We start from the raw sequence: 11,582 nt of genomic DNA on the forward strand, positions 1-11,582 counted from the left end.
GATGGCCTGCTCGCGGGAGTGCAATTCAAGCATGGGTGCAGGAGGCGTTTGGCGAAACCGTCGTCGGGCGACGTGACACGGCTGTGACTTAGCCCGCGCCGCATTCATTCACCTACTCGGCGCTCTCGGTTTGACGATTGCGCTTGCGAAGATCAAGGGCGATGGCCGCCACTTCAATCGCCACGAATCCCAAGGACCCACGTTGATTGACGCAGTGGGCACATTCTTGAAGCTGCCCGGGCTTGCTCTCATGGCTGAGATAATTGTTCATCAAGGGAGGGCTCTTTCGAGGCCTCTTCCCATTCTTGGAGGTCAACCATGGGAAGCACGATTGGGCAGTTCGAATACAGCATCATGACGATGAAGAAGGGGGACTCTTTGCCCTTCGACCCGCAGGTTCACATCGAACTCAAACGATGGGGGATGAATCGCGACGTGCCGGTGATTTCGCCGGCGCTCATGTCAGAGGCGGAGATCGACGAGCAAATCAAGTTCATGAAGGACGATCTTGATGCAGTGGGGAAGCGCGCCAAGGCGGCTTTGGTTCGCGCGAAGCAGCGGACCATAGACCTGGTCAAGACCAGGTCAACCGATTGACAACCAGCATGCCCACCCCGCGTGGGCGTGGACATCTTGCAATACGCGGGTGTGCCGCCAGGCGAGACTGATTCGCCGCGTTTTCTCTTGTTGTGAAGAGGTCACGTTTCCTTGGGCGGCTCGACGGGCGCTGGCGAGGCGACAGGGGCCGCGTCGGACTTCTTCCACGGCGGCGTGATGCCCAGGTAGGTTGTGAAGCCGTAGGCCGCGACGACAAGCAAACCCAGCAGCACATGCTTTGTGTAGACATCGACCATCGCCGAGGCGTATGACGACTCGCTCTCGGCGAGCATTCGAATTTTGAGCGTCAGCATCAGGTTTTGGACGGCGTCCAGGTGAGGCACCCAATTTTCGGAGATCGAAAGGGCCAACAGGCCCAGCAGCAGCGACGCGATCATCATCATCACGCCAAACTTTTCTTCGTATTTCATGTTGACTCCTGATGTCTTTGCGCGGCGGGCAATCCAAAAGGCGAATGCCAAGGGAGCGGCGACGGCGATGGCAAGGTAGGCGGTGTCGGCAGACTTCGCGGCGGCGATTGCGGCCTCTTCGACCCGGTTGGCTTCCGCTTGGGCGGCGGCGGCGTCCGCCTCCTTTTTCGCCTGTATCTCGCCCATGATCTCGAAGATGCTCTTTTCTCGCGGCTGAGCGGCCCGCTCGGCTTCGCGCCGCTCCATTTGAAGCCGCATCAGCTCGGTTTGATTGCGAATACTCTCTGTCTGAGCTTGAATCCGCGCCATGTCGATTTCGTGCTGCATTTGTCGCAGCTGCGCTTCGTTCGTCTGCTGTTCAAGCGAGATCTGGCCTTGCGCATGCGCGCATGCAAGCATCAGAGGGAAAGAAAGAGCAAAAAGACGCATAGACGCACTCCTGCTCAATCGTAACCGGCCCGCCCATGGGGCTTTGCTCAGAAGAACCTCAACGGCTCGCCGTTTTGCTCAAACGGCGTCCAGGCGACCGCGGTGGCGATGAAGATTTTGCGGTGCGCCAAGCACCCGGTCGCATCCCCCAGGGAACTCGACGAGCCAGCCGAAGCCCTCATGCCGAGCCATGGACTGCGCCGCGTCGGGCTCTTTGCTCTTGACCCAAACGACGCGGTCCAGCGGGATTGATGTCGGGGCGCTGGATCATGCTGGGGTACTGGATCAAAGCGTGAACTTTCTACGAGCTTCATGCTTTGCTGGCTCGGTTCGTCAAAAACCGCGCGCGCAACACGCTTGCTGAATCCCTCCTCCACGCCGCAAACACCGCTGACGCCTCAATCGCCTCGGCCAGCGGCCTGAACACCGCCCCCTGCACGCCCGCCTGCCGAAACGCCGCCGGCACGATGCTCACGCCCAGGCCCTGCGACACCAGCGACACCACCGACAGCCAATGCCGCCCCTCGTGCTGCAGCCTTGGATAGAACCCATGCTGCCGGCAGATCTCGACGATGCGGGCGTGGTAGTCGGGCGAGCCCTTGCGGGAGAACAGGATGAAGGGCTGGTCGCTCAAGCTCGCGAGCGGAATCTGCTCCAGCGACGCCAGCGGGTGGCCCGCCGGCAGGCAGGCGAGGAAGGGTTCGCTGTAGAGCGGCTGTGAGGCGAGGGCGGGCGGCAGGCGGTCGGTGTGGACGAGGCCGAGGTCCAGCTCCTCGGCCAGCAGCGCGTCGATCTGGTCCTGCGAGTTCAGCTCGATGACGATCACCTCGACCTTGGGGTGGCTGGCCTGGAAGACCTGCAGCCAGGCCGACAGGCCGTTGAACAGCGTGGAGCCGACAAAGCCCAGCCGCAGCCGGCCCACCTCGCCGGCCTGCACCTCACGGGCGAGGGCGCAGGCGTCCTCGGCGCGGTCGAGCAGGGCCTGCGCGCTGCCGCGGAAGGCCTCGCCCGCGGGCGTGAGGCGCACGCCCTTGCTGTCGCGGTCGAAGAGGCGGGCGCCGACGCTGGCCTCCAGCTGCTGGATGGCGACCGACAGCGGCGGCTGCGAGATGGCCAGGCGCTGCGCGGCGCGGCCGAAGTGCAGTTCCTCGGCCAGCGCGAGGAAGTAGCGCAGGTGGCGGAACTCCAGGGATCGGGTGGCGGCGTCGATAGGCATTGCGAATCGTCGAAGTCGTTTGCTGAATTGGACACGAATCGCAGGGCGCGGAATACTGGGCGCCATCAGCGCCCGGCCAATGCCGGGCGCGCCACCATCACGCAGGAGACCGCGATCATGGCCACCAAGGCAAGCTTTCACTGGGACGACCCGCTGCTGCTGAACGAGCAGCTTTCCGAGGACGAGCGCATGGTGCGCGACGCGGCCGTGGCCTATTGCCAGGAGCGGCTGCGGCCGCGCGTGCTCGAGGCCTTCCGCCACGAGCAGACCGACGTGGGCATCTTCCGCGAGATGGGCGAGTTAGGCCTGCTCGGCCCGACCATCCCGGCCGAGTACGGCGGCGCCGGCCTGAACTACGTCAGCTACGGCCTCATCGCCCGCGAGGTGGAGCGCGTGGACTCGGGCTACCGCTCGATGATGAGCGTGCAGTCGTCGCTCGTCATGGTGCCGATCAACGAGTTCGGCAACGAGGCGACCAAGCGTAAATACCTGCCCAAGCTCGCGAGCGGCGAGTGGATCGGCTGCTTCGGCCTGACCGAGCCCAACCACGGCTCCGACCCTGGCTCGATGGTCACGCGCGCCCGGTCGGTTGCCGGCGGCTACGAGCTGACGGGCAGCAAGATGTGGATCACGAACAGCCCCATCGCCGACGTCTTCGTCGTCTGGGCCAAGGACGACGGCGGCCAGATCCGCGGCTTTGTGCTGGAGAAGGGCGCCAAGGGCCTGTCGGCGCCGGCCATCCACGGCAAGGTCGGCCTGCGCGCGTCCATCACCGGCGAGATCGTCATGGACAAGGTGTTCTGCCCCGAGGAGAACGCCTTCCCCGACGTGCGCGGCCTGAAGGGCCCGTTCACCTGCCTGAACTCGGCCCGCTACGGCATCGCCTGGGGCGCTTTGGGTGCGGCCGAGGACTGCTGGCACACGGCCCGCCAGTACACGCTGGACCGCAAGCAGTTCGGCAAGCCGCTGGCGGCCAACCAGCTGGTGCAGAAGAAGCTGGCCGACATGCAGACCGAGATCGCGCTGGGCCTGCAGGGCTGCCTGCGCCTGGGCCGCATGAAGGACGAGGGCACGGCGGCGGTCGAGATCACGTCCATCATGAAGCGCAACAGCTGCGGCAAGAGCCTGGAGATCGCCCGCATGGCGCGCGACATGCTCGGCGGCAACGGCATCTCGGACGAGTTCGGCATCGCCCGCCACCTCGTCAACCTGGAGGTCGTGAACACCTACGAGGGCACGCACGACATCCATGCGCTGATCCTGGGCCGCGCGCAGACGGGCATTGCCGCGTTCTGATGACTTGAGGCCGAGATGCCGGGATGCCGGGATGCTGGCCGGCCAGGGCAATGAGTTCAGCGTGACGGCTTGGTCAGCTGGATCTCGAACAGCCGCGGCCAGAGCTTGCCGGTGACGAAGAGGCGCTTCTTCTTCTCGTCGTAGGCGATGCCGTTGAGCACGGCATCGGCATTCAGGCGCTGGTCGTCGGGCAGGATGCCGGCGAGGTCGATCCAGGCCGTCACGCGGCCGGTCCTGGGGTCGATGCGGGCGATGCGGTCGGTCTGCCAGACGTTGGCGAAGATCTCGCCCTCGACCCACTCCAGCTCGTTGAGCTGGTCCACCGGCCGGCCGTCGGCCGTCACGCGCACGCGGCGCAGTTCCTTGAAGCTCAGCGGGTCCAGGAAGCGCAGCTCGGCGCTGCCGTCGCTCATGACCAGTTCCTTGGCGTTGTGCGTCAGGCCCCAGCCTTCGCCGGGGTAGTTGAACTTGCGCCAGAGCTTGAAGCTCCTTAGGTCCAGCACGAAGGCGGTCTGCTCCTGCCAGGTGATGCCGATGAGGCGGTCGCCCCACTGCGAGATGCCCTCGCCGAAGACCTCGGGCGGCAGTTCCACGGCCTGCACGACGCGGCCGGTCTCGATCTCGACCTTGCGGATGGTGGAGCGGCCGCGCAGGCCCGTGCCCTCGTACAGGAAGCCGTCGTGGAAGAACAGGCCCTGCGTGAAGGCCTGCGGGTCGTGCGGGTAGCTGTGCACGACCTTGAAGCCCTGCACCGGCACGGCCGCGGCGGCCCAGGCGGCGGGCAGGGCCAGCGCGGCGGCCAGCAGGGCCAGCGCGGCGCGGCGGGAGGCTAGCAAACGCGAGATCGGATTCATGCCGTCAGCCTAGCCCAAGCCGTGGGCGAGAGCTGTCTGCAAGGGGTCTTCAGGCCGGCTGGGGCTCAGCGGCTGTGCGAGGTCAGCCGCGCCAGCGGCGAGGCCATGCTGACGCCGGGCGCCGTGGTGCGCGTGGGCTTGTTGGCCTCGTCGTCCTCGGCGCCGGCCGACAGCGCGGCGATGCTGTCGGGGCTGCGGCGCATGGCCACGCCCACGGCGAGGATGTCGATGACCAGCAGGTGCAGGATGCGGCTGACCATGGGTAGGTGGGTCGCGATGTCCTCGACGTGGTCGACGATCAGCGCCGCGTCGGCCTTCTTGGCCAGCGGGCTCTGGCTGGCCGTGATGGCGACGACCTTGGCGCCGCGCTCCTGGGCCTTCTCGACGACGGCCAGCAGCTCCGGCAGGCGCCCGCCGCTGCTGATGACGACGGCCACGTCGCCCTCGCGCAGCACGTCGGCCGCGAGCAGCTGCAGGCGCGGGTCGGTGTAGGCGCCGCAGGGCATACCGAAGCGCAGGAACTTGAACTGAGCGTCCTGCGCGACGACGCCGTAATGGCCGAGTGCGAAGAACTCGATGCGGCCGGCCTGCAGCAGCATGTCGATGGCGCGGTCGATGGTGTCGCGGTTCAGCTGGCTGCGCACCTGCAGGATGGCGCTGGCCGTGTTGCCCAGCACCTTGGCGCCCAGCTCCAGCATGGAGTCGTTGGTGTTGACCTGGGTGTGGGTGACGGGCACGGTGCCGGTCAGGCCCGAGGCCAGGCGCAGCTTGAAGTCCGACAGGCCCTCGCAGCCCAGCGAGCGGCAGAAGCGGATGACGGTGGGCTGGCTGACGCCGGCGGCGCGGGCGATCTCGGCGATGGGGTCGTTCAGCACCGAGCGCGGCTGGGCCAGCACGAGGTCGGCCACGCGCAGCTCGGCGGGCGAGAGCTCGCTGCGCGCGCGGCGGATCTGGCCGAGGATGGCCGAGCCGGGCGAGGCCTGCAGGTTGCGCAGCTGGTTCTCGAGGATGGCCGACGCGCCCTTGAAGGTAGCGTTCTCGGCGGTGATGACGAAGGTCGGGATGGCCGCGACGTAGTCGTGGAAGCGCCCCTTGTCCTCGAAGCGGGCGCGGAAGGGGCTGCGGTCGAAGTATTCGCCCAGGCGCGGCACGATGCCGCCGCCGATGTAGATGCCGCCCAGCGAGCCCAGCGTGACGGCCAGGTTGGCCGCGGCCGTGCCGAGCAGGCCGCAGAAGACCTCCAGCGTCTCCAGGCAGAGGGCGTCGCCATCCTCCAGCGCGCGCTGCGTGATGGCGGGGGCCAGCAGCGGCTCGGCATTGGCGACGCCGTTGCGGTCGGCCAGTGCGCGGTAGATCAGCTCCAGGCCGGGGCCGGAGATCAGGCGCTCGTAGGAGACATGGTCCAGCGTCTTCCACGCGAACTGCAGGATCTCCATCTCGCGCTTGTCGCGCGGGCCGAAGTTGACGTGGCCGCCCTCGGTGCCCAGCGCGATCCAGCCTTCGCCCGCCGGGATCAGCCCGGACACGCCCAGGCCCGTGCCGGCGCCCAGCAGGCCGATGACGCTGGGCCGCCGCGCCTGGCCGCCGCCGACCTGGCGCACATCCGCCTCGGCCAGCCGGGGCAGGGCCATGGCCAGCGCCGTGAAGTCGTTGACGACGACCAGCGTGTCCAGCCCGAGGCGCTGGCGCATCTCCTCGATGGAGAACTGCCAGTGATAGTTGGTCATGCGCACCCGGTCGCCCTCCACCGGGTTGGCGATGGCGATGGCGGCGTGCGCGATCTGCTGCGGGCCGCCGTCCTGCCAGCTCAGGCCCTGCAGATAGGCGCGCACGGCGGCATGGAAGTCGGCATGGTCGGCGCAACGCAGCGAGGCCATCTGCGTGAATTCGCCGAGGCCGGTTTCCAGCGCGAATCGGGCATAGGTGCCGCCGATGTCGGCGAGCAGGCGGGGGCTGTCGAAACGGGGCATAGGCGCTGGCGCTGGAAAACGGGCTGTGAAAGGACCGGCGGATTATTCAGCAGGCCGGCCGGCGGCGGCGCAAGGCGGCCTGCGGCGGTGGTGCTGGAAAGTTCTTGTAGCTTCACTACAGTATTGCGGCAACCGATTTTGCCCAGGGAGCTGCTGGTTGCGAGGCGTTTGGAAGCGATTGCAGAAGGCGAATTGAATCGTTGGGGCGAATGCGTATTGTCGGGGATATGTAGTTTTGCTACCGTCCGCCGCGACCGAAATTTCACCTTTTTGCTCCCGTGCCTGCCAAAAACCGACTCCCGAAACCCCGCCTCCTTTCCTGCCCGTCGTCGGGAGCCCTCGCATGACGGCCGCCTACCCCTGGCTGGTGGCCGATGTCGGCGGCACCAATGCCCGCTTCGGCACCGTGGCCGGCCCCGGCGCGGCGGTCGAGGACGTGCGTGTGCTGCCCGTGGCGGGCCATGCCGGGCCGGCCGCCGCGGTGCGCGCCTACCTCGCCGGCCAGGCGCCGGGCCAGGCCGCGCCGCGCAGCGCCGCCTTCGCGCTGGCAACGGCGCTGGGCGGCGACCGCATCGAACTGACCAATGGTGCCTGGAGCTTCTCGCGCGCCGGCACCCAGGCCGAACTGGGCCTGCAGACGCTGCTGTGCCTGAACGACTTCGAGGCCCAGGCCCTGTCGCTGCCGCGGCTGGGCGGGCACCAGCTGCGCGCCTGGGGCGCGGCGCCACCGCCGGCGAAGGACATGGCCACCGGGGCTGTGCTGGCCGTCATCGGCCCGGGCACGGGCCTGGGCGTGGGCGGCGTCGTGCGGGCGCCGGGGCGCTGGATCGCGCTGCCGGGCGAGGGCGGCCATGCCACGCTGGCGCCGGCGGACGACTTCGAAAGCGCCGTGCTGAGCCATGCGCGCCGCGAGTTCCCGCATGTGTCGGCCGAGCGCTTCCTGTCCGGCATCGGCCTGCCGGTGCTGTGCCGTGCGGTCGCCGCCGTGCTGGGCGAGGGCGAGGCGGTCGACGCGCTGCCCACCGAGCAGATCGTGGCCCGCGGCCTGGCGGGCGAATCGCCGGCCTGCTCACGCGCGCTGGACGTCTTCTGCGCGATGCTCGGCGGCTTTGCCGGCAACGTCGCGTTGACGCTGGGTTCGCGCGGCGGTGTCTTCATCGGCGGCGGCATCGTGCCGCGCCTGGGCGAGCGCTTCTTCCAATCGGAATTCCGCGGCCGCTTCGAGGCAAAGGGCCGCTTCCAGCCCTTGCTGGCCGGCATCCCCACCGCCCTCATCACCGACACGCTGGCCGCCCTGGCCGGCGCGGCCCAGGCCCTGGAGCAGGCCGACGCCTGAGCTCACGGCGGGTCCGCTCGCGCCCGCCGCCTGTCCCTGCGGCGCGGCCGTTCGGTGGCGCAGCCCTCATCACTCCATCAGAAATGACTGCTCGGCGCCGCACTGGCAAGCGGCGCCGAGCGGCTCTGCCGTGCGCATTTGTTCACGGATGGATGGCTGCCGTGACCCTGAAAATTGATGTGTAGTTGAGCTACAGAATTTTGTTTTTCTTGATGTCGACTTCGGCGGCGCCATCGATCGTCACTTGATTTAATGCTGGTTTTCCCTTGGCATTTGTCGGAAATCAGGTCGTTTCTGCGCAACTTCTAGGGTTTACGCAGGTGCGGAAAAAAATCTAGTTTTGATACAAACATGGTCGAGACGTTGGGTTCTCGCCCTCCAGACGCAAGCCGGCACCCGGCGGCGCCTCCCGGGCCAAGCCGTTTTCCAGTGAACCAGAGGAGACATTCATGAGCATGAGCAATGACAAGCGCGGCTCGGGCCGCGCCGAGTCCTTCCACATCAGTCCGGTGGCCGTCGGCTGCACCCTGCTGATCGCCGCCGCGGCGGCGACGGCACAGACGGCGCCGCAACCCCAGCAGCTCGAAACGGTGACCGTCACCGGCATCCGCAAGGGCATCGAGGACGCGATTTCGGTCAAACGCAATAACGACTCCATCGTTGAGGCGATCTCGGCGGAAGACATTGGCAAGTTGCCCGACACGACCATTGCCGAGGCTCTGGCCCGACTGCCTGGTGTCACGGCGCAACGTACCAAGAGCGGCACTGCATCCAATATCGCCATTCGTGGTTTGAATGAGGACTTCACGGGCTATCTGCTGAATGGTCGCGAGCAAACCAGCACCGGTGACAGCCGCGCGGTTGATCTCAGCGTCTACCCGGCTGAACTGATCGCCAGCGCCACCGTCTACAAGACCAACGATGCGGCGCTGATGGGTGCGGGCATGGCTGGCACGATCGACAAGCGCCTGATCGATCCGCTGGCGTTTGGTCGCCGGGTGCTTGCTGCGAGCTACGAGCGCGACCGCACCGGCATCAGCCTGCCCAACCCTGGAACGGGCAATCGAAAGAGCCTGGCCTACATCGATCAGTTTGCAGATCGGACCATCGGTATTGCCCTGGGCTTCGTCAAGGCGGATGGCACGACCAACGAACTGGGCACGGGTGGTTGGGGTTCCGCCACCGTGAAGGCAACATTGACCGACGGAACGGTGCAAAACAATGTGACCGTGCCCGCTCCCTTCGGCAACGGTGTCGACTACAAGAACCGTCGCGTGACTGACAGTCGCTGGGGTGGTGCGGCGATCCTGGCGTACAAGCCTAACAAGAACTTCACCAGCCAGCTGGATGTGTTCTATTCGAAGATTGACGCCGTCCAGAAGGAAGCCCGGATCCAGGGTGGCTTGGGTGGCCCGATCACCAACGCGACTGTCGTCAACGGCGTGGCCACCAAGGGCACATTCCAGCTCGGTGCCAATGGTGCCGGACTCATTGACCGCGCGGAAAGCATCTTCGACAACGACACCATTAAGTCGCTGGGCTGGAAGAACACCCTTAAGCTTGATGACGGCTGGACCGCGAGCGTCGACCTGAGCAACAACTCGGCGAAGCGCGTGGAGCGCGATATCGAGGCCTACGCTGGCATTGCCGCCGCCGATACGCTGAGCTTCGACAACACGGGCGGCGGTACCGTCCAGTTCAAGGTCGGCAACCCCACGGCGTACACAGACCGGACCATGATCTTCGTGCGTGACCAGCAAGGCTGGAGCGGCGTGCCGGACCCCGTGGTCCCGGGCAAAAACCTGGCTCAGGCTGGCTACGACAAGGGCCCGACCGTGACGGATAAGGTCAGCGCCATCCGTTTTGACCTGACTAAGGAACTGCCCAGCGGGTCAATGTTCAGCAGCATTCAAGGCGGCCTGAACTACGCCAAGCGCACCAAGGACCGCATCGTCGACGAAGGCGTGCTTCAGTCCAAGACCGGCAATGGTTTCGATCCGTTTGCCTTCCCATCCGATGCCTATGTGTCGACGAACATCGGCGGCACAGGTCTGAACATGTTGACCTTCGATCCCAAGGTCAACCTGTGGGACGGCGCAGTTCTTGTTCGTAAGTACAACGATGACATCCTGTCCAAGACCTGGACCATCGCTGAGAAGGTTACTACCGCGTACGCGAAGGCGAACATCGACACCGAGATCGGCGGTATCCCGGTGCGAGGCAACGCAGGCTTGCAGATCGTGAACACGGATCAGTCCTCGGGCGGCTACCGCGCCCAAGTTGGCTCCGGTGTGACCTTGACGAACCCGGCTGGCACGTTGGTAACGGATGGCTCCAAGTACACCGACTTCCTGCCCTCGCTCAACCTCAACGGGGAACTGGGTGGTGGCAACGTGGTGCGTTTTGGCGTGGCCCAGCAGATTGCGCGGCCGACCTTGACCGACATGCGCAATTCCTTTGCCGCATCTCGATTCCTGACTGGGGACAAGACGTCGCCTGTGTACGATCTGCTGGTGGGTTCGGGTGGTAACCCGCACCTCAAGCCCTTCAAGGCCTGGGCTTTCGACCTGTCCTATGAGAAGTACTTCGGCAAGAAGGCCTATGTGAGTGGTGCGCTCTTCTACAAGAAGATCGACACCTACATCGCTCCGCAGACCAATCTGTCCTACGACTTCACGCCTTACGTTCAGTCACTTGGCTTGGCACCGAGCACCACCGGCAAGGGCAACGTCGGTATCTTCACCACCTCGGTGAACGGCACGGGTGGCAATGTCCATGGCTTTGAATGGGCCGTGTCTGCGCCGTTCAACATGATCTCGTCCTGGTTGGATGGCTTCGGCGCTTACGCCAGCTATTCGAACACCGGCAGCACGATCAAGTTCCCGGACGTGCTGGGTCAGATTCCTAACGTGCAGGTCCCGCAGGTCGGCAACATCGCGATCCCGGGCCTGTCAAAGGAAAACGCCAAGTTGACGCTGTACTTTGAGAAGTGGGGCTTCAGCGCCTTCGTCGCTGACAACTACCGCTCGACTTACGTCGGCTTCGTGGCGAACGACCAGACCGGCGGCTACCCGGTGCTGAAGCGAATTCAGGGTTCGAGCTGGGTGTCGGCCCAGGTTGGCTACGAGTTCCAGGAGGGGCAGATGAAGGGGCTCAGCTTCCGAGTTGAGGGCAACAACCTGAACAACCCGGTCTATCGTCAGCTGAATCGCGATAACAGCATCGACACCGAAAACAAGACAGGCCACACGATCATCGTGAAGGTCAGCTACAAGCTGCAGTAACCCTTCGGCACTCAGAGCCCCCCGGCCAGGTTGGCCTGGGGGCTTTTTCTTGGTGCGCCCGGCAGGGTGCACCTACTCGGAGGTGAGAGTCCTCTATCAGCCCGGCAAGGGGAATGGTTAGCCAATGGCAAGGGTTCCGCGGGTGACTGTGGGTCTGAAGGAAGCCGGA

General features: G+C 65.6%; 9 protein-coding genes. 4 read left to right on the plus strand and 5 right to left on the minus strand.

Translation table 11 applies throughout. From position 1 onward, the window contains the following. Window positions 1-112: 112 nt before the first annotated feature. Window positions 113-271, minus strand: a complete 159-nt coding sequence (locus NYP07_RS22330; protein WP_268154121.1) for a hypothetical protein — start codon at window positions 269-271, stop codon at window positions 113-115. 47 nt (window positions 272-318) lie between these two features. Between NYP07_RS22330 and NYP07_RS22335 the strand changes: the two genes are divergently transcribed. Continuing rightward, window positions 319-597, plus strand: coding sequence for a hypothetical protein (locus tag NYP07_RS22335; protein ID WP_268154123.1), 279 nt, complete (start codon window positions 319-321; stop codon window positions 595-597). A 101-nt stretch (window positions 598-698) separates the two neighbouring features. Here the strand turns inward: NYP07_RS22335 and NYP07_RS22340 are convergent, their stop codons facing one another. Further along, window positions 699-1,457, minus strand: a complete 759-nt coding sequence (locus NYP07_RS22340) for a hypothetical protein (RefSeq protein WP_268154125.1) — start codon at window positions 1,455-1,457, stop codon at window positions 699-701. 310 nt (window positions 1,458-1,767) lie between these two features. Then, window positions 1,768-2,646, minus strand: a complete 879-nt coding sequence (locus NYP07_RS22345; protein ID WP_268154141.1) for a LysR family transcriptional regulator — start codon at window positions 2,644-2,646, stop codon at window positions 1,768-1,770. A gap of 144 nt (window positions 2,647-2,790) precedes the next feature. Between NYP07_RS22345 and NYP07_RS22350 the strand changes: the two genes are divergently transcribed. Continuing rightward, the gene (locus NYP07_RS22350; protein ID WP_268154127.1) at window positions 2,791-3,969 is read left to right on the plus strand and encodes an acyl-CoA dehydrogenase; all 1,179 of its coding nucleotides are present in this window, start codon (window positions 2,791-2,793) and stop codon (window positions 3,967-3,969) included. A gap of 56 nt (window positions 3,970-4,025) precedes the next feature. On the opposite strand, the gene NYP07_RS22355 is transcribed toward NYP07_RS22350, so the two are convergent. Together NYP07_RS22355 and NYP07_RS22360 are read right to left on the minus strand one after the other, a co-directional pair. Further along, window positions 4,026-4,823, minus strand: coding sequence for a glutaminyl-peptide cyclotransferase (locus NYP07_RS22355; RefSeq protein WP_268154129.1), 798 nt, complete (start codon window positions 4,821-4,823; stop codon window positions 4,026-4,028). Between the two features lie 65 nt (window positions 4,824-4,888). Continuing rightward, window positions 4,889-6,793: a glucokinase gene (locus NYP07_RS22360; protein WP_268154131.1), complete on the minus strand. Its 1,905-nt coding sequence runs from the start codon at window positions 6,791-6,793 to the stop codon at window positions 4,889-4,891. A gap of 343 nt (window positions 6,794-7,136) precedes the next feature. On the opposite strand from NYP07_RS22360, the gene glk reads away from it, so the two are divergent. Both glk and NYP07_RS22370 read left to right on the plus strand, forming a co-directional pair. Next, on the plus strand, window positions 7,137-8,129 hold the full coding sequence (glk, locus tag NYP07_RS22365; protein ID WP_268154133.1) for a glucokinase: 993 nt from the start codon (window positions 7,137-7,139) through the stop codon (window positions 8,127-8,129). A gap of 449 nt (window positions 8,130-8,578) precedes the next feature. Further along, a complete protein-coding gene (locus tag NYP07_RS22370) occupies window positions 8,579-11,413 on the plus strand; it encodes a TonB-dependent receptor (protein WP_268154135.1) in 2,835 nt (944 codons plus the stop codon). Window positions 11,414-11,582 lie beyond the last annotated feature (169 nt).

The organism is Pelomonas aquatica (assembly GCF_026712205.1).
GTDB classification, from domain to species: domain Bacteria; phylum Pseudomonadota; class Gammaproteobacteria; order Burkholderiales; family Burkholderiaceae_C; genus Pelomonas; species Pelomonas aquatica.

Coding starts and splice junctions, on each gene's coding strand:
- NYP07_RS22360 (WP_268154131.1), bottom strand. CDS start 6,793: ATGCCCCGTTTCGACAGCCCCCGCCTGCTCGCCGACATCGGCGGCACC.
- NYP07_RS22330 (WP_268154121.1), bottom strand. CDS start 271: ATGAACAATTATCTCAGCCATGAGAGCAAGCCCGGGCAGCTTCAAGAA.
- NYP07_RS22350 (WP_268154127.1), top strand. CDS start 2,791: ATGGCCACCAAGGCAAGCTTTCACTGGGACGACCCGCTGCTGCTGAAC.
- NYP07_RS22370 (WP_268154135.1), top strand. CDS start 8,579: ATGAGCATGAGCAATGACAAGCGCGGCTCGGGCCGCGCCGAGTCCTTC.
- NYP07_RS22340 (WP_268154125.1), bottom strand. CDS start 1,457: ATGCGTCTTTTTGCTCTTTCTTTCCCTCTGATGCTTGCATGCGCGCAT.
- glk (WP_268154133.1), top strand. CDS start 7,137: ATGACGGCCGCCTACCCCTGGCTGGTGGCCGATGTCGGCGGCACCAAT.
- NYP07_RS22335 (WP_268154123.1), top strand. CDS start 319: ATGGGAAGCACGATTGGGCAGTTCGAATACAGCATCATGACGATGAAG.
- NYP07_RS22355 (WP_268154129.1), bottom strand. CDS start 4,823: ATGAATCCGATCTCGCGTTTGCTAGCCTCCCGCCGCGCCGCGCTGGCC.